General features: G+C 67.7%; 18 protein-coding genes and 2 pseudogenes. 14 read left to right on the top strand and 6 right to left on the bottom strand.

The window, feature by feature from the left end; genetic code table 11:
- Positions 1-436 precede the first annotated feature (436 nt).
- The 3 genes from ASC70_RS03095 to ASC70_RS03085 form a co-directional block, all read right to left on the bottom strand.
- Positions 437-697 (bottom strand): hypothetical protein, encoded by a 261-nt coding sequence (locus ASC70_RS03095; RefSeq protein WP_047403517.1) that lies wholly within the window; start codon positions 695-697, stop codon positions 437-439.
- Positions 694-903: a hypothetical protein gene (locus tag ASC70_RS03090; protein WP_047403516.1), complete on the bottom strand. Its 210-nt coding sequence runs from the start codon at positions 901-903 to the stop codon at positions 694-696. The genes ASC70_RS03095 and ASC70_RS03090 overlap by 4 nt, the downstream gene beginning before the upstream one ends.
- A 137-nt stretch (positions 904-1,040) precedes the next feature.
- The gene (locus ASC70_RS03085) at positions 1,041-1,283 is read right to left on the bottom strand and encodes a hypothetical protein (protein ID WP_056046392.1); all 243 of its coding nucleotides are present in this window, start codon (positions 1,281-1,283) and stop codon (positions 1,041-1,043) included.
- 241 nt (positions 1,284-1,524) lie between these two features.
- On the opposite strand from ASC70_RS03085, the gene ASC70_RS03080 reads away from it, so the two are divergent.
- The 5 genes and pseudogenes from ASC70_RS03080 to ASC70_RS24765 all read left to right on the top strand — a co-directional run bounded on the left by ASC70_RS03080 (position 1,525) and on the right by ASC70_RS24765 (position 5,004).
- A complete protein-coding gene (locus ASC70_RS03080) occupies positions 1,525-1,764 on the top strand; it encodes a hypothetical protein (protein WP_052196579.1) in 240 nt (79 codons plus the stop codon).
- 275 nt (positions 1,765-2,039) lie between these two features.
- A complete protein-coding gene (locus ASC70_RS03075; RefSeq protein ID WP_056046391.1) occupies positions 2,040-3,575 on the top strand; it encodes a sodium:proton antiporter in 1,536 nt (511 codons plus the stop codon).
- Positions 3,572-3,699: pseudogene (locus tag ASC70_RS25410) on the top strand (hypothetical protein); the annotation flags it as partial. The gene ASC70_RS03075 and the pseudogene ASC70_RS25410, both read left to right, overlap by 4 nt.
- Before the next feature lie 245 nt (positions 3,700-3,944).
- Positions 3,945-4,250, top strand: coding sequence for a hypothetical protein (locus tag ASC70_RS03070; RefSeq protein ID WP_056046389.1), 306 nt, complete (start codon positions 3,945-3,947; stop codon positions 4,248-4,250).
- A gap of 148 nt (positions 4,251-4,398) precedes the next feature.
- Complete coding sequence (locus ASC70_RS24765; RefSeq protein WP_156396108.1) at positions 4,399-5,004, top strand: hypothetical protein; 606 nt, start codon at positions 4,399-4,401, stop codon at positions 5,002-5,004.
- Between the two features lie 75 nt (positions 5,005-5,079).
- Here ASC70_RS24765 and ASC70_RS03065 read toward each other — a convergent pair whose 3' ends face one another.
- Positions 5,080-6,519, bottom strand: coding sequence for an aldehyde dehydrogenase family protein (locus tag ASC70_RS03065; RefSeq protein ID WP_056046387.1), 1,440 nt, complete (start codon positions 6,517-6,519; stop codon positions 5,080-5,082).
- 198 nt (positions 6,520-6,717) lie between these two features.
- Here ASC70_RS03065 and ASC70_RS03060 point away from each other — a divergent pair, with 198 nt between their 5' ends.
- Positions 6,718-7,788: an alpha/beta fold hydrolase gene (locus ASC70_RS03060; protein WP_082539554.1), complete on the top strand. Its 1,071-nt coding sequence runs from the start codon at positions 6,718-6,720 to the stop codon at positions 7,786-7,788.
- A 56-nt stretch (positions 7,789-7,844) separates the two neighbouring features.
- Here ASC70_RS03060 and ASC70_RS03055 read toward each other — a convergent pair whose 3' ends face one another.
- Positions 7,845-8,315 (bottom strand): NUDIX domain-containing protein, encoded by a 471-nt coding sequence (locus ASC70_RS03055; RefSeq protein WP_056046384.1) that lies wholly within the window; start codon positions 8,313-8,315, stop codon positions 7,845-7,847.
- Positions 8,316-8,496: 181 nt separating this feature from the next.
- Here ASC70_RS03055 and ASC70_RS03050 point away from each other — a divergent pair, with 181 nt between their 5' ends.
- The 8 genes from ASC70_RS03050 to ahpF all read left to right on the top strand — a co-directional run bounded on the left by ASC70_RS03050 (position 8,497) and on the right by ahpF (position 14,972).
- The gene (locus ASC70_RS03050) at positions 8,497-9,270 is read left to right on the top strand and encodes an SDR family oxidoreductase (protein ID WP_056046383.1); all 774 of its coding nucleotides are present in this window, start codon (positions 8,497-8,499) and stop codon (positions 9,268-9,270) included.
- 11 nt (positions 9,271-9,281) lie between these two features.
- Complete coding sequence (gene folB, locus ASC70_RS03045) at positions 9,282-9,698, top strand: dihydroneopterin aldolase (RefSeq protein WP_162247177.1); 417 nt, start codon at positions 9,282-9,284, stop codon at positions 9,696-9,698.
- Between the two features lie 2 nt (positions 9,699-9,700).
- Entirely contained in the window at positions 9,701-10,252 is a 552-nt protein-coding gene (locus ASC70_RS03040; RefSeq protein ID WP_056046381.1) for a hypothetical protein, read from the top strand.
- Between the two features lie 223 nt (positions 10,253-10,475).
- Positions 10,476-10,847, top strand: coding sequence for a DUF4870 domain-containing protein (locus ASC70_RS03035; RefSeq protein ID WP_056046378.1), 372 nt, complete (start codon positions 10,476-10,478; stop codon positions 10,845-10,847).
- 1 nt (position 10,848) lies between these two features.
- Positions 10,849-11,253: a hypothetical protein gene (locus ASC70_RS03030; RefSeq protein ID WP_056046376.1), complete on the top strand. Its 405-nt coding sequence runs from the start codon at positions 10,849-10,851 to the stop codon at positions 11,251-11,253.
- A 148-nt stretch (positions 11,254-11,401) separates the two neighbouring features.
- Positions 11,402-12,412 carry a tetratricopeptide repeat protein gene (locus ASC70_RS03025; protein ID WP_056046374.1) on the top strand — a complete coding sequence of 337 codons (1,011 nt, stop codon included), beginning with the start codon at positions 11,402-11,404 and terminating at the stop codon, positions 12,410-12,412.
- Between the two features lie 270 nt (positions 12,413-12,682).
- Complete coding sequence (ahpC, locus tag ASC70_RS03020) at positions 12,683-13,246, top strand: alkyl hydroperoxide reductase subunit C (RefSeq protein WP_047403496.1); 564 nt, start codon at positions 12,683-12,685, stop codon at positions 13,244-13,246.
- Between the two features lie 139 nt (positions 13,247-13,385).
- Positions 13,386-14,972: an alkyl hydroperoxide reductase subunit F gene (gene ahpF, locus ASC70_RS03015; RefSeq protein WP_056046372.1), complete on the top strand. Its 1,587-nt coding sequence runs from the start codon at positions 13,386-13,388 to the stop codon at positions 14,970-14,972.
- A 177-nt stretch (positions 14,973-15,149) separates the two neighbouring features.
- Here ahpF and ASC70_RS03010 read toward each other — a convergent pair.
- Positions 15,150-18,003, bottom strand: a pseudogene (locus ASC70_RS03010) (TonB-dependent receptor).
- Positions 18,004-18,241 lie beyond the last annotated feature (238 nt).

Genomic DNA, 18,241 nt, shown 5'->3' with positions numbered 1-18,241 from the left:
CGATCACCGCCCTGTCGTTTCGCCGCTCGGCCTTGTCCCGACAAGTCCGCCACTCGCACGCGCTCCTAAAGAGTAAGCCGCGCGACCTGGCGAGCCCGCCGGGAACCGCCAGCGGCCCCGCTCAGCCTATCCCCATCGCCGCTTCGGGCCGGATCCAAGCGCCCTCCCCTTGCGACGGGGACAGCGATGATTGTGCAGCGGGATTCAACGCGGATCATTCAGAGGCGCGTAAAAGTGAGAAGCGGTTGATTTCGTGGGGTTTCGATCTCGCGAACGCCGGGGATACAGCGCGCTCAATCCCCGTACTTGCCCCCTCCGCGCCTGCGGCGCTCCTCCCCCGGAGGGGGAAGAAGGACGCCGCGCCAACCTTCCGCCCCCTCCGGGGGCGGACGACCACGCGGAGCGTGGTCAGGTGGGGGCCTGCGGCGGTGGCGGCTTAAGCGCCCTGGTCCAGGACGCTGGCGTCGACGCCGCCTTCGACGACCTTGACGCCCAAATAGTGCATCTCGCCGCCCAGATAGCTGATCTGGTCCAGCGGCACGGTCTCGTCGCGGCGCAGGCGGCGGCCGTCATTGAGGGTCAGGCGCAGGGTCATCGCGGCGACCGGCGCGCCGCCGGCGATCGCGGCCTCGATCTGGCTCCGGAACGTGACGGCCGGAGACTGGGGCGGCTTGGGCTTGGCGGGGGCCTTGATCATGACCGCCCCCAGAAGCCGTGCTCGCCGGAGATCCGGATCTGACAGGCTTGTCCCGACTCGTGCAGGCTGAGCGCCCGCCGGTGGGCGGCGGCCTTGGCGACTTCCTTGTCGGCCGACTGGCCGAAAAAGTCGCCATCCTGCTCGACGCTCCATCCACCATCGTGGCGTAGAACGGTGAGAACGGTACGATTGGTGATTTCACGCATTTCGCACCATTAACACGAAATTAAAAGCGCCGCTCGATTAAAGCGGACCGCCCGAGATCCCACGTTTTTCTTGATCAGAGCCAATAAGCCGTCCGCTGAATTCAGAGCGAAAACACGCCCGGAACTTGGCGCGCGGCTCAGAAGAACTCTTCGCCGGCCCCGACGCAGCGGGCGGACCACAGGTCGCCGCGCCACTTGACCTCGATGACGACGAAGTCCTTGCAGGTCGTCCCGGCCTCGCCGCCGATCGTGCAGATGTCGCCCCGGATCAGCGGGTGGGCCGACCGCGCCGAGATCGTCACCTCCAGCGCCCGCGCCGACCAGCCATAGACGATCTCGTAGTCGTACGGCCCGAACAGCTTGTTCTCGGACGTGGTCATAAGGCGGTGGTCATGGACGCGACGGCCTCGTTCTCGGCGCCCGCTTTGTCGAGAGGGCCGGCGACGGCGAACCATGCGCCTTCCCCCCCGACAAAGCGAGCGGCGTTCGATCAAGGGCGCGCCAACCGAGGCTCGATGTGCTACCTTGCCGGCGTTCATGTCGACCTGGCGGCTTTCCCAGGCGTTACCGAGGGTCCGCCCTCGCCGATCGGCGGCTTCGATCGAAACTCACCGGAGCGACATGACCCAGGCCCCTACCGAGACGCTGCCCGAAAGCCACCTGCGCGCGCTGCAAAGCCTGGCCGAGCGCCAACCGGGCCAGGATTCCAACTTCGTCAACATCGCCGCCGCACAAGCCCTGACCTCGCTGGGCCTGGCGCGCCACAGCGGCGGCGGCTGGGAGATCACCCCCCTGGGCCGCAACCACCTGCTGCGCCTGGTCTCGGGCGACGACGTCGACGGCGTGGCCAACGCGCGGTAGGGACCGTCGGCATTTTCTCGCAAGTAATTCACCTGCCTTCCTGGGCCTTGTGCCCAGGACCCAGGGTTCAGCTTCAACGGAATTGCGGCCGAGTTCGCGGTCTTTCAGCCTCGCAAACCTAGAGAGTCCGCACCTGCCTCGAACATGGGTCCTGGGCACAAGGCCCAGGAAGGCGGTGGAACTTGCACCTGCCCCTGAATGTCAATTGGCCTAGGGACTTCCCTCTTCCTCCAGGACCGCTTTAGGCTATCCCTCACCTGGCCGAGGGAGGTCTCGTGAGCTTTTTCGAGAGCCTGCTGATCCTGCTGGCGGCGGCGGTGCTGCTGCTGCAGGCCGCGCGCCGGCTGACCATCCCCTATCCGACCATGCTGGCCGCCGCCGGCGTCGGCCTGGCCCTGATCCCCGGCGCGCCGAAGATCTCGATCGAGCCGCACACGGCGCTGGCCCTGTTCATCGCCCCGGCCCTGGTCGACGCGGCCTTCGACTTCCCGGTCGGCGCCGTCCGGCGGCTGTGGCGGCCGCTGTTCGCCCTGGCCGTGGTCGCCGTGCTGCTCAGCGCCGGCGCGGTGGCCTGGCTGGGCGTGACCCTGGCCGGCCTGCCGATCGCCGCCGCCCTCGCCTTGGGCGCCATCGTCGCCCCGCCCGACGCGGCCGCCGCCACCGCCATCCTGGGCAGCGTGAAGATGCCACGCGGCTCGGTCGCGGTGCTGAAGGGCGAGAGCCTGCTGAACGACGCCACGGCCCTGCTGCTGTTCTCGGCCGCCACGGCCTTGCAGAGCCAGGGCCAGATCGACGGCGCCCTGGGCTTGCGCCTGACCCTGGCCGCGCCCGGCGGGATCGTGCTTGGCATCGTGCTGGCCCGGCTGATGCGCTTCCTGTCGTCCTATGTGGCCGGCACCCTGGGCGGCAACGTGTTCGAGTTCGTCGCCGCCTTCGGGGTCTGGGTGATCGCCGAGCGGATCGGCCTGTCGCCGGTGCTGTGCCTGGTGGCCTTCGCCATGACCATCGCCCGCACCGCCGGCCTGCGCACCCCGCCCCGGACGCGGATCCATAGCTTCGCCGTCTGGACCTCGGCGGTGTTCGTGCTGAACGTGCTGGCCTTCCTGCTGATGGGCTTCCAGGCCCGGACCATCGTCACGGCCATGGACCCCGGCCGGCTGCGCGACGCGGCGACCTTCGCCGGGGCGGTGATCCTGACCCTGGTCGGGGTGCGCCTGGCCTGGGTGCTGACCTACAACCGCCTGGCCAAGCGGATCCGCTGGCTGCGCGGCGACGCCAAGCCGAGCTCGCTGCGCCACGGGGTGCTGGTCGGCTGGTGCGGCATGCGCGGCCTCGTCACCCTGGCCACGGCCTTCGCCCTGCCCTCCACCTTCCCGCAGCGCGACCTGATCGTGCTGACCGCCTTCGCCGTGGTGCTGGCCACCCTGGTGGTCCAGGGCATGACCCTGTCGCCGCTGGTCCGCCTGCTGAAGCTGGACGGCGAGAACGGCCTGGAGGACGAACTGGCCCGGGCCCGCGCCGACCTGGCCGCCGCGGCTCTGGCGGTCCTGGCGCACAAGACCGGCCCGGCCACCGAGTACTGGCGCTACCGCTTCGAGGCCGTCGGGGCCGAGGCGGCCCGCGACTGCCCGCCCCTGGAAGCCCGCCGCGCCGTCGGCCTGAAGGCCCTGCGCCGCCAGCGCGAACGCCTGGAGGAACTGCGCGACGCCGACTCCGTCGGCGCCGACGCCTTCCTGGTCCTGCAGGAGGAACTGGACTTCGAGGAGGTCTCGATCAGCCGCGAGGACGAACGACAGATCGAAGAGGGGTGAGGCGGCGGCGCTCCCTCTCCCAGAGGGAGAGGGGTAGGGGTGAGGGGTTACGGCGTCCGCCCTCGTAACCCCTCACCCTCCCACCGCTACGCGGCGGGCCCCGCCCTCTCCCTATGGGAGAGGGTTTTGGCGCGCGCGATCTCGCTTGGTTCAGAAGGCCTTCCCTCCAGGAAGGGAGCCATCCTTACATCTCACGGCGAGACGATCGCCGGACTGTCCAGGTCACTCAAGGACGGCTTCGCCGCCGCGCAGCGGCCGCCCGGAGGGCGGTCCTTGACTGACCTGGACAGTCCGGCACGCTACAGCCTCCAAGAGATGTAAGGTTCACACCGACCTGGGAGGTCGGGTTCTAAAAAGGTGGATCCTGATATGACGTCTAAGTTCCAAGTGCCCGTGCTCAAGTCGATACCAGAATACGCATTCGATGCTCTGGTCGAAGAAATGAAACGATTTCAAACCCGCCTATCGGACGAGACGGAATTGGGGATCGTTGCAAACGGTCCGGGCCTAACGATCCATGTCGATGACCTGCGCCTCTCCGGACAAATGGTTGTCTTCGATGGCGTGGATAGCGAAGGCCGCGCAGCGCGCCTCATTCAGCACTACACTCAGGTCAACGTTCAAATGGTCGCTGTTCCAAAGCAGCAGGAGAAGCCGCGTCGCATCGGCTTTTAAACTGGCGGTTCAAAACACGATTTCATGCGTCTGAAATCAGAAAAGGGCGGAGCCTCACAGCCCTGCCCCTCCAATGCCAACTCAGCGGATGACGCCCTATTCCGCCGCCACACCCGGCACGTAGCCCAGGATCGCCTGTGAGATCACGATGAAAACTAGTGAATTTCGAGAGAGGCTCCTCGTCGCCCTGTTTCTGGCGGCACGAGATACGGACCTAGGCGCCTACTATTCCCCATCCAAAGTGGCCGATGACGTGGGGCTTGAGCGACGCCCCGGCCAGTTAAGACTGGTGGTTCGCGACCTTGACGAGCGAGGGTATGTGAAGCCGTCGTACACCATGGGCGGCGGAGATGAGGGCGGGCTTGACCTGCGCCTCACAAATGTTGGCGTCGAAGAAGCAGAAGAGCTACTGGAACTTCATCCAGATTATGCTTCACGACCACGCCAAGCTCCTGGTGCCGATCGCTATATCAGCTTCTCAGACAACGTGCGCATCGGCCTCAGCGTAGACGCAAGTCTACTAGGCTCGGCAGTTCGCGGGTGCAACTCGGTCAGCGACGAAGACAGGGAAATTGCCCTCAGTGAAATAGCGATATTCGAAAGCACGATAATTCAAAACCGAGTGCCTGAGATCATCATCGATCGCTTCGTTAATAAGATACTTGGCTGGATACGTGACAAATTTGGAGAAGCTTTGGTCGGCGCGATAGCCGGCGCAATTATCACGAAGCTCCTACCAATTCTCGCGTCGTAAAATTTCTCTGCGCGGTAAGTAGAGCGGAGCCTCACGACCCCGCCCTCACCAAACTCACCTAGCTCAGAGCAATCCCTACTCCGCCGCCACCTTCGGCGCGTAGCCCAGGATCGCCTTCGTCTCCAGGAACTCCCCGAACGCGTGGTCGCCCCACTCGCGGCCGTTGCCGCTCATCTTGTAGCCGCCGAACGGGGCCATCAGGTCGGGGCTGGCGCCGTTCAGGTTGACCTGGCCGGCCCGCAGCTTGGCGGCCACCTTGCGCACCGCCTCCGGGTCGCCGCCCGAGATGTAGGCCGCCAGGCCGTACTCGGTGTCGTTGCCGACGGTGATCGCCTCGTCGACCGTGTCGTAGCCCAGGATCGAGACCACCGGGCCGAAGATCTCCTCCTTGGCGATGGTCATGTCGCTCTTCACGTTCGCGAAGACCGTCGGCTTGACGTAGTAGCCCTTGTCCAGGCCTTCCGGCCGGCCGACGCCGCCGGTGACCAGGGTGGCGCCCTCGTCGATGCCCTTCTGGATCAGGCCCTGGATCTTGCTCCACTGGGTCTCGGAGACCACCGGGCCCATCTTGTGGTTGCCGTTCGGGTCGCCGACCGTGTGGCTCTCGGCGGCGGCCTTGGCGATGGCGATCACCTCGTCCATGCGCTGGCCGGGGACCAGCATCCGGGTCGGGGCGTTGCACGACTGGCCCGAGTTCATCATCACCGAGGCGATGCCGCCGCCCACGGCGCGCGGGAAATCGGCGTCGTCGAGGATGATGTTGGGGCTCTTGCCGCCCAGCTCCTGGTGGACGCGCTTGACGGTCGGGGCGGCGTTGCGGGCCACCTCGATGCCGGCCCGGGTCGAGCCGGTGAACGACACCATGTCGACCTGCGGATGGCTGCTGAGCGCCGCGCCCACCGTCGGGCCGTCGCCGTTGACCAGGTTGAACACCCCGGCCGGAACGCCGGCGGCGTGCAGGATCTCGGTCCAGATCTGGGCGCTGAACGGCGCGATCTCGGAGGGCTTGAGCACCATGGTGCAGCCCGTGGCCAGGGCGGGCGCGACCTTGCAGGCGATCTGGTTCACCGGCCAGTTCCACGGCGTGATGAAGGCGCAGACGCCGATCGGCTCCTTGACGATCCGGGTCGTGCCCCGGTCTTCCTCGAACTGGTAGTTCTTGAGCACGGCGGCGGCGGTCTGAAGGTGGCCGATGCCCATGGCCGCCTGGGCGCGCTGGGCCAGCCAGGCCGGGGCGCCCATCTCCTCGGTGATGGCCTTGGCCATGTCCTCGTAGCGCTTCTGGTACTCGGCGATGATCCGCTCGAGGATGTCGATGCGCTCCTCGCGGCTGGTCCGGGAATAGGTCTCGAACGCCTTGCGGGCGGCGCGGACGGCGCGGTCGACATCGGCCTCCGAGCCCATCGAGATCACGCCGGCGACCTCTTCGGTGGCCGGGTTGATGACGTCCAGGGTCTTCGGAGCGGCCGGATCGACCCAGGCCCCGTCGATATAGAACTTGGTGTAGTCGCGCATGCCGTGCTCCTGCCCTTGATGTTCCGCCTGGTCCCGCTCTGACGGCGGGCGGTTTCAAACAGCCATTTAATGTGATCGGCGTTCAGGTGGGAAGCCCCCCAGCGCGGCGCCAGCCGCGAATTCGCTGGCCTCGTCTCCCCGGGGTGGTAAGCGAGCGGGGGCCTCGCGCCGGATGCGCGGAACGGCCGTGGGGGCGTGATGAAGCGTTTTGGAATTTTCGCGGCGACGGCGGTGCTGTCGCTGGTCGCGGGCATGGCCGCCCAGTCGGCTCCGGTCGCGCCGGTCCCGGCCTGCCAAGCGGGCAAGCCGGTCGCCGAGGCCGGCTTCGTGACTATCGGCGGCATCCCGCAGTGGGTGACGGTCGACGGCCAGGACTGCGCCAATCCGGTGGTGCTGATCGTCCACGGCGGTCCCGGCAATCCCAACACCCCGTTCGCCCACAGTCTGTTCGGGGCGTGGATCAAGGACTTCACCATCGTCCAGTGGGACCAGCGCGGCGCGGGCAAGACCTACGGGGCCAACAAGCCGTCCGAGGACACGCCGCTGACCATGACGCAGCTGACCGGCGACGGCGTCGAGGTGGCGCGCTACGCGGCCCAGCGGCTGGGCAAGCGCAAGGTGATCCTGATGGGCGGCTCGTGGGGCTCGGCCCTGGCGGTGCACATGGCCCAGAAGGAACCGGGCCTGTTCCACGCCTATGTCGGCACGGCCCAGCTGGCCAACTACGCCGAGGACGTGAAGCTCAGCTATTCGCGCACCCTGGGCCTGGCCAAGGCCGCCGGCGACACCGACACGGTCGGCAAGCTGGAGGCCCTGGGTCCGCCGCCCTGGACCAATCCCCGCGCCTTCGGAACCCTGCGCCGCGCCACCCGCAAGTACGAGGCCCTGGCGACCGATCCCGCGCCCAAAGGCTGGTTCGCTCCCGGCCCCGGCTACGACACCCCCGCCTACGCCGCCGACTACGAGGCCGGCGAGGACTATTCGTTCCTGAATTTCGTGGGTCTGGCCGGCGACGGCATGGGGCCGAAGATCGACCTGCGCCAGTTGGGGACCCGCTTCGCCATGCCGGTCTACATGCTGCAGGGCGAAGCCGACCTGGTCACCCCGCCGGAAGTGTCGCGCGCCTATTTCGACAGCCTGACCGCCCCGAAGAAGGCCTTCATCCCGATGCCGCGCACGGGCCACGATCCCAACGCGCGGATGATCGACACCCAGTTCGAGGTGCTGAAGACGGCGCGCGCGGCGGCAATGGCGGCGGATCGGCGGTAGGGGGTAAGATTCCCTCTCTCTATGAGAGAGGGTTTTCGCGTGGGAATGACGCCCCCTCACCACATCGGATCCGCCTCCGCCCCGCCCAGCGCCTCGGCGAGCCGCCGCCGCGTGGCCTTGGTGGTCTCCTCCGGCAGATCGTCGAGGGCGAACCAGCCGACCGCCAGGATCTCGCCCTCGGCGTCCGAGGCGCAAGGCTCCCAGGCGTCGACGCGGTAGACCAGCACGTGGTCGCCCGGGTGCAGGACCTCGTTGCTGTGGGCCGAGACCAGGCGCGGGCGCGACAGGGCGCGGACCCCGGCCTCTTCCGCCAGCTCGCGGACCACGGCGGTTTCGGCCGTCTCGCCGCGCTCGACCCCGCCGCCGGGCAGGTACCAGCCCTTGATGTAGGTGTGCTGGATCAGCAGGACCTTGCCTTCGGGATCGGTCACCACCGCCCGCACCCCCAGGGTCAGCCCCCGCGTCAGCCGGAAAAAGGCGTAGACCAGGGGCCTCGTGAACGGTTCGATACGGCGTCGCCAGAGCATGGAACCGTTCTAGCCCGGTCCGCGCGCGTGGTCAGGCCCTTGCCGTCGCCAGTGGGCGCGGCTAAAGCGGCGGCAACCTTGGTCTTATCTGGAGCCGCGCCATGCTCGCGATCGGTGTCATCGCCATCTTCCTGGCCGTCGTCTGTGGCCTGAACTACTTCGAGTTCGGCCGCATCGACTAATGACTGGCGCGGCGGGCGTCCCTGGGCGCGGCGCGGCCCTGGTCACCGGCGCGGGGCGCCGGATCGGCCGGGTCCTGGCCCTGGAGGCCGCCCGCGCCGGCTATGACGTCGCCGTCCACCACCGCGCCTCGGTCGACGAGGCGCAGGAGACGGCGGAGGCTGTGCAAGCGCTCGGCCGCCGCGCGGTCCTGGTCCGCGCCAACCTCGCCGACGAGGACGCCGTGCGTGGCCTGATCGACCAGGCCGCCGCTGAACTCGGCCCCGTCACCCTGCTGGTCAACAGCGCCTCGGCCTTCGAAGACGACCGCGTCGGCGGGCTGTCGCGCGACAGCTGGGACCTGCATCTCGAGACCAACCTGCGCGCCCCGATCGTGCTGGCCGAGGCCTTCGCGGCCGCCCTGCCGGAGGATCGGCAAGGCCTGGTGGTCAATATCGTCGACCAGCGGGTGCTGCGGCCCAATCCCCAGTTCTTCAGCTACAGCCTCGCCAAGGCCGGCCTGTGGTGGGCGACCCAGACCCTGGCCCAGGCCCTGGCGCCGCGCGTGCGGGTCAACGCCATCGGGCCGGGCCCGACCCTGCCCTCGGTCCACCAGACCGCGGGCGAGTTCGAGGCAGAAGCGGCCGGCGTGCTGTTGCAGCGCCGCGCCACGCCGGACGAGGTCGCCGCCGCCCTGCGCTATCTCATTGACGCGCCGTCGGTCACGGGCCAGATGATCGCCGTGGACGGCGGCCAGCACCTGGGCTGGCGCACGCCGGACATCGTCGCGCCTTAGGAGGCCACCGCTTGGCCGCAGCACCCCTCGTCGAAACCGCCGCGGCCTCGCTGGCGCCCCAGGATCTGGCCCGGATCATCGTGACCAAGGTCTTCGTGCGCGGCCTCAAGGTCGACGCCCAGATCGGCGTCTACGACCACGAGCACGGCCGGGTCCAGCCGCTGATCGTCGATGTCGAGCTGGACGTGGCCSCCAGCCACTGCGAGCGGCTGGGCGACACCGTCAACTACGAGATGGTCGGCGAGGCCGCCCGCGCCATCGTCGCCGAGGGTCATATCGACCTGGTCGAGACCTTCGCCGAACGTCTGGCCCAGGCCTGTTTCGTCGATCCCCGCGTCACCCGCGCCCGGGTGCGGGTCGAAAAGCCCCTGGCCCTGGCGCCCCATGCGGCCGCGGCCGGCGTCGAGATCACCGCCGTCCGGTCCTAGCCATGCAGGTCAGCCACCGCGCCCGGCTCTCTCCCTTCCAGCCCGAGACGGTCTGGACCCTGGAGGCCGGGACGCTGGTGGAGACGCGCGGCAAGGCCGAGCGCCGCTTCCCGCTGTCCAGCCTGACCCGCTATCGCCTGAGCGCCGACCAGAACGGCGGTCGCCGCCGCGCCCTGCTGCTGACCTTCGGCAAGCGCCGGCTGATGATCGTTTCGCAGAGCTATCTGGGGCCGGGCCAGTTCGAGGACCGGCTGCCTGGCTTCTCGACCCTGGCCAGGGCCATCGCCGCCGTCGGCGCCGATCTGGCGCCCCGCGCCCGTTTCGGCGTGGCGCGGCTGGAGGCCCGCACGGCCTTCACCTGGGTCATGGGCCTGCTGGCCTTCGGGGCCTCGGCGACCCTGGTGTTCTCCCTGACCGCCGGCATGGCCGAGGTCGGGATCGACATGGCGGCGCGAATGAGCTTCGTCCTGATCCTGATGATCGCCGCCCTGCCCTGGCTGGGCCGCGACCCGACCTTCGACCCGCACGACCCGCCGACGGATCTGTTGCCTTAGCGATAACTCTCCTCCCCATTAGGGGGAGGTGGATCCGTGTGAATACGCACGGAGACGGAGGGGGTCCGCGAAGCGGTGTTGCATTGGCCAATTCACAGGGCCCCTCCACCGCCATTCGGCGGTCCCCCTCCCCCAGAGGGGGAGGATGACACCACCTTCATTTGCATCCCACCCCGATCGGCGCGACGATTGAGCCAACGCCGTTATCCCAAGGCTCAGTTTCTTGACCGATCCCACCCCCGACCCCGCCGTGCCGCCCTCGCTGCAGGACGACAAGACCCTGCCCGTCGTCGTCTATGCCCTGCACATCGCCAGCGTGGTGACCGGCGGTCTCACCAGCGTGATCGGCGTGATCATCGCCTATATCAGCCGCAAGGACGCGCCGGAGTGGCTGGCCAGCCACTACGAATTCCAGATCCGCACCTTCTGGCTGACCCTGCTGTTCAGCGTGATCGGCCTGATCCTGACCCCGGTCGGGATCGGCGTCGTCGTGCTGGTCGCCGTCGGCGTCTGGCTGGTCGTGCGCTGCGTCATGGGCCTGTCGACCCTGCTGAAGGGCCAGCCCTACCCCACCCCCAAAGCCTGGATGCTCTGACATGACCGACACCGCCGCCGTCACGCCCGCCAAGGCCGAAGAGGACAAGATCCTGCCGGCCGTCGTCTACGGCCTCTACCTGCTGGGCTTCACCACCGGCGTGACCTTCATCATCGGCCTGATCGTCGCCTATCTGAACCGTGACGAGGCAGGGCCAATCAACGAGAGCCACTTCACCTTCGCGATCCGCACCTTCTGGCTGTCGATCGCCTGGTTCCTGATCGGCCTGGCCCTGCTCCTGGCCGGCCTGGTGCTGGCCATCGTCCTGGTCGGCATTCCGATCATGGTGGTCGGCGGCCTCATTCTGGGGGCGGTCGGCGTCTGGTTCGGCGTGCGCTGCGTGCTAGGGATCTATTATCTGGCCAAGGGCGAGGCGTATCCGCGTCCGCGCGGCTGGTTGATTTAAAGGCGCCCGTCCCGCCTGGCGCCCGCGAGCCGGTCACCCGCGCCGCCCGCTTCCCCTGCCGGTTGAGACGGCTCGACGGAAGCTCGGCCGTGGGCTGACCTGCGCGGCCTGGCGGTGGGACGCCTTGTTAGGACGTCTGGGGGGACGGATGCTAGCGCGACTGGTTGGGATCATCTTGGGGCTGATCCTGGCGACGTCGGGATACGTGGTGGCGGGTTGGGGCTCGCTGGGGAACTGGGCCACGTCTCTCGATCTCGGACCGTTCGAGCCGCATCGGCCCACCGCCGGCGCGGCGGCGACGATCGTGGGCCTGGCGCTCATCGTCGCCGCCCTGGTTCCCCGTCGCAAACCCAAGCGCAAGGCCGCGCCGATGGCGTTCAGCCTGGAGCTGGAGCCGCCGGCGGCCCAGCCCGTGGCCGCCCCCGTGGCCGTCCTTGAACTCGCTCCGGCGCCGACGCCGCTCGCGCTCGAAGCCACGCCGGAACCCGTCGCGCCGCCGATGATGCAGGTCGTCGTCGCGCCCCCGCCCCAGGCTCCGCCACCACCCGCCCCGCCGCCTTCTGGGCCGCCGACCTTCGCCGAGATGCGCCTGCGCCTCGTTTCGCTCAGCCGCGACGAGTCCTGGGCCGAGGCCGCCCGCATCCTGTCGGCCATGAAGACCGCCGCCCACACCGACCAGGAGCTGGCCGTCGTCTATCGCGACCTGGGCGACTTCGCGCGCGGCCAGGGACAGATGGAAGACGCCGCCGAGGCCTACGAGACCTCGGTCTACTACGCCCGCCAGGTGCGCCAGGCCCGCCCGGACGACGAAAGCGCCGAGCTGCTGGCCGGGTCGCTGTCGGGTGTCGGGGACGCGGCCGAGGCCGAAGGGCGGCTGGACGCGGCCCTGTCCGCCTTCGAGGAAGCCCTGGCCCTGCGCCGCTCGACTGGCGGCCGCGAGGCCGGCGACAGCGGCGCCAAGCGGGCTCTGTCGGTGAACCTCGAGCGCCTGGCGGACCTGCGCGAGGATCGCGGCCACCGGATGCGAGCGCTCGACCTCTATCGCGAAAGCTACGACATCGCCGCCTGCCTTGCCGCCGCCGATCCAGCGCGGTTCGGCCCGGACCTGGCGGCGACGCGGGCGCGGCTGAGCGAGCTGGAAGCCAAGGTTTCGGAGTAGAGGAAAGCCCCTTCTCCCCTTGCGGGAGAAGGTGGCCCGAAGGGCCGGATGAGGGGTCGATAGGCTCGTCGGCTCGGCGCCCGTCGTCCACCGCCGTCGCGGCGGATGCTGTCTTCAACCCCTCACCCGACCCGCTTCGCGGGCCACCCTCTCCCGCAAGGGGAGAGGGGCAGCGAATAGATCCACTCTATCCCATCGACAAGTTTTATCAATTTGCTCGATCCAAGCCCCGTCGCTACAAGGGCGCATCCTTTTCAAACGGAGCGCTTCATGTCGCTGGTCAACACCGAGATCAAACCCTTTACCGCCCAGGCCTTCAAGGACGGCAAGTTCGTCACGGTCAGCGAAGCCGATGTGAAGGGCAAGTGGTCGGTCTTCTTCTTCTACCCGGCCGATTTCACCTTCGTCTGCCCGACCGAGCTGGAAGACCTGGCCGACAACTACGACGTGTTCACGCGTCTCGGCGTCGAGATCTATTCGGTGTCGACCGACACCCACTTCTCGCACAAGGCCTGGCACGACAGCTCGCCGGCGATCGGCAAGATCAAGTACACGATGATCGGCGACCCGTCGGGCGTGGTGACCAACAACTTCGGCGTCATGCGTGAAGGCCAAGGCCTGGCCGATCGCGGCACCTTCCTGGTCGACCCGCAAGGCGTGATCCAGTTCATGGAAATCACCGCCGAAGGCATCGGCCGCAACGCCATCGAGCTGCTGCGTAAGATCAAGGCCGCCCAGTACGTCGCCAGCCACCCGGGCGAAGTCTGCCCGGCCAAGTGGGAAGAGGGTGAAAAGACCTTGGCCCCGTCGCTCGACCTCGTCGGCAAGATCTAAGCACCACTAGAACTACCCGAGCCGCCGACCGTTCATTCGGACCGGTCGGCGGCCCGGCCTCGATCGTTCACCGCGTTCGATCCTCCTCCCCGAAAATCGAACGCTTTCCTTTCCTCCCCTAGCCTTTTGGGAGCGCGCCATGCTGGACGCCGGTCTGAAGACCCAGTTGACCACCTACCTGCAGAACCTGCGCCAGCCGATCGAACTGGTCGCCTCCCTCGACGACTCGGCCGGCTCCAAGGAAATGCTGAGCCTGCTCGAGGACGTCGCGGCGACCTCGGACAAGGTCAGCCTGAACCTGGCCGGCGACAACGAACGCAAGCCCTCGTTCGCGATCACCCGCGACGCCGGGGACACTGATGTGCGGTTCGCGGGCCTGCCGCTGGGCCACGAATTCACCTCGCTGGTGCTGGCCCTGCTGCACGTCGGCGGCCACCCGCCGCGCATCGACGCCGAGGTCATCGAGCGGATCAAGGCGCTGGACGGCGACTACCGCTTCGAGACCTATTTCTCGCAATCCTGCCAGAACTGCCCCGACGTGGTGCAGGCGCTCAACACCATGAGCGCGCTGAACCCGCGCATCCGCCACGTCGCCATCGACGGCGCCCTGTTCAAGGCCGAGGTCGAGGCTCGTGAAGTGATGGCCGTGCCGACCATCCTGTTGAACGGCCAGCCGTTCGGCCAGGGCCGCATGGACGTCGAGCAGATCCTGGCCAAGCTGGACACCGGCGCGGCCGACCGCGCCGCCGAGAAGATCAAGACCAAGGACGCCTTCGACGTTCTGGTGGTCGGTGGCGGTCCCGCCGGGGCCGCGGCGGCGATCTACGCCGCTCGCAAGGGCATCCGCACCGGCGTCGCGGCCGAGCGCTTCGGCGGCCAGGTGCTGGACACCATGGCCATCGAGAACTTCATCTCGGTCCCGCACACCGAGGGTCCGAAGATGGCCTCGGCGCTGGAGCAGCACGTCAAGGAATACGACGTCGACATCATGAACCTGCAGAAGGCCGTCGGCCTGGTTCCGGCCAAGACCTCGGGCGGGCTGATCGAGGTCAAGCTCGAGAACGGCGCTAGCCTGAAGTCGCGGACCGTCATCCTGTCGACCGGGGCCCGCTGGCGGAACGTCAACGTCCCCGGCGAGGCCGAGTACCGCAATAAGGGCGTGGCCTATTGCCCGCACTGCGACGGCCCGCTGTTCAAGGGCAAGCGCGTGGCGGTGATCGGCGGCGGCAACAGCGGCGTCGAGGCGGCCATCGACCTGGCCGGAATCGTCGCCCACGTGACGCTGATCGAGTTCGACAGCCAGCTGCGGGCCGACGCGGTGCTGCAGCGCAAGCTGGCCAGCCTGCCGAACGTCAAGATCGTCACCTCGGCCATGACCACCGAGATTCACGGCGACGGCGGCAAGGTCAGTGGCCTGTCCTACAAGGACCGCAACCACGACAGCGTCCACCGCGTCGACCTGGAAGGCGTGTTCGTCCAGATCGGCCTGGTGCCCAACACCGAGTGGCTGAAGGACTCCGGCGTGGCCCTGACCGCGCGCGGCGAGATCGAAGTCGATTATCGCGGCGAGACCTCGCTGCCGGGCGTCTTCGCGGCCGGCGACGTGACCACCACGCCGTACAAGCAGATCATCATCGCCATGGGCGAAGGCTCGAAGGCCTCGCTGTCGGCGTTCGACTACCTGATCCGCCAGGCGCCGGAGGAAGAGGCGCAGGAGGCGGCTTAATTACCCCTCTCCCGCTCAAAACCCATGTCATCCCGGGCGAAGCGCAGCGTAGACCCGGGACCGCAACAGGCTCGGAGCTTCCGGCGGTCCCGGATCGGCGCGCTTCGCGCTTGTCCGGGATGACAGAGAATAGAGAAAAGCCGCCCGGGATCGCTCCCGCGGCTTCTTCGTTCCAGCCTAGAACTGGATATTCGCCCCCACGAACACCGTCCGGCCGCTGGTGGTGTAGTTCCACAGCCGCTTGGCGCCGACGTCGCCGAAGCCGTTGTTGTAGCTGTTGACCTGCTCCTCGCGCTCGTCGGTCAGGTTGATGGCGTCCAGCGACAGGCGGACGCGCGGGGTCAGCTGGTAGAAGGCCGCCGCGTCGACATAGGTGGTGGCGTTGAAGCCGCCGCTGTCGATCAGATAGTCCGAGCGGTAGTTGGCCGAGACCCGCCCGCCGTACTTGGCCGTCTCGTAGTACAGCGTGGCGTTGGCGTTGACGTCCGACAGGCCGAAGATGTCGCTCTTCTGGGGCTTGCCGTTGATCAGGTTGGTGGTCTCGCTGTCGATCAGGGTCAGGTTGGCCACCGCACCCAGGTTCTTCAGCGCGCCCGGCAGGAAGAAGAAGTCGCTCTGGGCGCTCAGCTCCAGGCCGGTCAGCTTGGCAGTGTTGAGGTTCACCTGGCGGGTGTAGGTCGACACGATGGTCGCGCCGGTCACGCCCGGATAGAGGCCCTCGGCGAGGCCCGTGCTGGAGTAGCTGACGTTGTTGGTCGTCTGGCTGGCGACGAGGCCGTCGATGCTCTTGTGGAACACGCCGGCCGTCAGCATGCCGACGCCGCCGAAGTACCATTCGGCCACCAGGTCGAACTCGTCGGACTTGTACGGGTCGAGGTTCGGGTTGCCGGTCGACACCGACACGTTGGTCCCATCGACGGCGATCGTGCCGTTCATGGCGTAGGCGCCCAGGGCCGGGCGGTTGATGTTGCGGGCGGCGGCGGCGCGGATCTGGAATTGGTCCGAGACCTCCAGCACCGCGTTGAACGCCGGCAGCACGCCCGAATAGCTCTTCTTGGCCGTGGTCGGCGTGTTGACGCCCTTGACCGCCATGACGCCCGACGAGGTCAGCTTGGTGTCGTAGGCGCGCAGGCCGGTATTGCCGCGCACCGGCTTGCCGAACAGCGAGCCCTTCCAGTCCAGCTGCAGATAGCCGGCCGTGGTGTTTTCCTCGACTTGGTAGATGCTCTTCGGCGCGCCCAGGGTGCGGACCACGCCATAGGCGGCCAGGGCTTTATCCCAGTCGACATTGACCCACGACTGGTCATCGTGTTCGCGGAAGATCGTGTAGTAGCTGGTGACCTTGTCATCCAGCGTGCCCTTCTCCCAGGCGGTCTTGTTCAGGTCGTCGGTGGCCTGGGTGTAGCCGGAATTCTTGAAGCCGCGATACGAGACGCCGCCCTTCAGGGTGAGGTCGTCGTTGAAGGCCCAGGCGCCGTTCAGCTCGCCGTTCTTCAGCTTGGTGCTCTGGTAGGTGGCCGAGAAGTCGATCTCGTGGGCCCGGTAATTGTTCGGGTCGGTGGTGTTCCACTTGTAGGTGTTGTGGCCCGTGTCGCCGCGATAGTCGGTGATCAGGCCGCCGAACGCCTCGGTATAGAACTTGTCCGAGATCGGGATGTCGTAGTCCGAGGTCTCCTGGCCCAGGTGGCCGTCGATGGTCAGCTTGTCGGTGACCTTCCACTCGCCGGTCAGCACCAACTGGTCGAAGGTGTTCTTGGTCTGCTGGCGACGGGTCTCGGTGGCGAAGACGGTGTTGTCGACGTCGGCATAGACCACGCTGTTGTAGCGGTCGTACTGGATCGAGTTCAGCACCGGCGGCGGGCTGACCAGGGTCCCGGAGTGCGGGGTGGCCGCGCCCAGGATGGTCGAGTTCAGGGTGGCGCGGGTGGCCAGGCTGTTCTCGCTGCGGTCGTTGGTGAACTTGCCGTGCAGGGCGTCCAAGGTCAGGGTCACGGTCTCGACCGGACGCCATTGCACCGCGCCGGTCACGCCCAGGCGCTCCTGGTCCGAACCCCAGACGGTCAGGCGGTTGCCGCGCTGGAAGATCAGCTCGCCGTTCATCGCCTTGGCCTGGTCGGCGGCGCTGAGATTGACGACATTGGCCGCCAGGGCCTTGGTCGTCGGGGCGGCATAGGTGTTGTAGCCCTGCTCCTCGGTCTGGCGCTTGGAATAGGCGACCGAGACCAGAACGCCGAACTTGTCGTCCCAGTTCTTGCTGATCATCGCCGCGCCGCGCGGCTGGAAATCCTTGGTGGCGCTGTTGGTGCCGCCTTGCAGCGACAGGGCGGCCTTGGTCCCCGCATAGTCGAACGGCTTGGCGGTGTAGAGGCCGACCGTCCCGGCCATGCCGCCTTCGTCCTGCTCGGCCGAGAACGACTTGCGCACGTCGACCTTCGAGAACAGGTCCGAGGCGAAGATGTTGAAGTCGAACGCCCGGTCGCGCGAGGTCTGGCCGCGGCTGTCCATCGGCGAGTCGACATTGCCCAGCACTTCCATGCCGTTCAGCTGGACGCGGGTGAAGTCGGGGCCGAGGCCCCGCAGCGAGACGCGACGGCCTTCGCCGCCTTCGCGGTTGATGGCCACGCCCGGCAGGCGCTGCAGCGACTCGGCCAGGTTCAGGTCGGGGAACTTGGCCATGTCCTCGGCGACGATCACGTCCGAGACGATGGCGCTGGTCCGCTTGGCCTCGCGGGCCGCGCCCAGCGACTTGCGGAAACCGGTTACCACGACAGCGTCGACGGCGTCGGCCGGCTCGGCGGCCGAGTCCACCGCAGCCGGGACAGGGGCTGGCGCTTCGGCATAAGCGGCCGAAGCCAGGACGGCGAGCGCCAGGTTCGCCGCGCCCGCCAGGAGCGCGATCTTGGTACGAGACATAAGGATACCCCCTTGTACTGTCGCCGGCGGGAGATCCCTGTCGGGACGCCGACGTTTGGGCGGCGTTAGGGGCGGTCGATGACCTCGACGTCTCGATTCCATTAAAGGTTGATGACAACGCCGCCCTGACGTGGAGGAAGCGCTAGAGCCGATCGCCATTCGTGGGGCAGGTACCAATTCCACTGCCTTCCTGGGCCTCGTGCCCAGGACCCATGTTCGAGGCAAGTGCGGACTCTTCGGTTTGCGCGGCCGAAAGACCGTGAACTCAGTCCCAACTCCGTTGGATCTGAACCCTGGGTCCTGGGCACAAGACCCAGGAAGGCGGGTAAATCCAAGTCGCGGCGAAAGCCTATCGG

It is taken from the genome of Caulobacter sp. Root343 (assembly GCF_001425745.1).
Taxonomy (GTDB): Bacteria; Pseudomonadota; Alphaproteobacteria; order Caulobacterales; family Caulobacteraceae; genus Caulobacter.
The sequence above is the reverse complement of the archived record's forward strand: the minus strand, read 5'-3'. Positions and strand labels throughout refer to the sequence as shown.

Excerpts from the sequence above, each read along its gene's own strand:
- ASC70_RS03095 (WP_047403517.1), bottom strand. The coding sequence starts at position 697 with ATGATCAAGGCCCCCGCCAAGCCCAAGCCGCCCCAGTCTCCGGCCGTC.
- ASC70_RS03090 (WP_047403516.1), bottom strand. The coding sequence starts at position 903 with ATGCGTGAAATCACCAATCGTACCGTTCTCACCGTTCTACGCCACGAT.
- ASC70_RS03085 (WP_056046392.1), bottom strand. The coding sequence starts at position 1,283 with ATGACCACGTCCGAGAACAAGCTGTTCGGGCCGTACGACTACGAGATC.
- ASC70_RS03080 (WP_052196579.1), top strand. The coding sequence starts at position 1,525 with ATGACCCAGGCCCCTACCGAGACGCTGCCCGAAAGCCACCTGCGCGCG.
- ASC70_RS03070 (WP_056046389.1), top strand. The coding sequence starts at position 3,945 with ATGACGTCTAAGTTCCAAGTGCCCGTGCTCAAGTCGATACCAGAATAC.
- ASC70_RS24765 (WP_156396108.1), top strand. The coding sequence starts at position 4,399 with ATGAAAACTAGTGAATTTCGAGAGAGGCTCCTCGTCGCCCTGTTTCTG.
- ASC70_RS03065 (WP_056046387.1), bottom strand. The coding sequence starts at position 6,519 with ATGCGCGACTACACCAAGTTCTATATCGACGGGGCCTGGGTCGATCCG.
- ASC70_RS03060 (WP_082539554.1), top strand. The coding sequence starts at position 6,718 with ATGAAGCGTTTTGGAATTTTCGCGGCGACGGCGGTGCTGTCGCTGGTC.
- ASC70_RS03055 (WP_056046384.1), bottom strand. The coding sequence starts at position 8,315 with ATGCTCTGGCGACGCCGTATCGAACCGTTCACGAGGCCCCTGGTCTAC.
- ASC70_RS03050 (WP_056046383.1), top strand. The coding sequence starts at position 8,497 with ATGACTGGCGCGGCGGGCGTCCCTGGGCGCGGCGCGGCCCTGGTCACC.
- ASC70_RS03040 (WP_056046381.1), top strand. The coding sequence starts at position 9,701 with ATGCAGGTCAGCCACCGCGCCCGGCTCTCTCCCTTCCAGCCCGAGACG.
- ASC70_RS03030 (WP_056046376.1), top strand. The coding sequence starts at position 10,849 with ATGACCGACACCGCCGCCGTCACGCCCGCCAAGGCCGAAGAGGACAAG.
- ASC70_RS03025 (WP_056046374.1), top strand. The coding sequence starts at position 11,402 with ATGCTAGCGCGACTGGTTGGGATCATCTTGGGGCTGATCCTGGCGACG.
- ahpC (WP_047403496.1), top strand. The coding sequence starts at position 12,683 with ATGTCGCTGGTCAACACCGAGATCAAACCCTTTACCGCCCAGGCCTTC.
- ahpF (WP_056046372.1), top strand. The coding sequence starts at position 13,386 with ATGCTGGACGCCGGTCTGAAGACCCAGTTGACCACCTACCTGCAGAAC.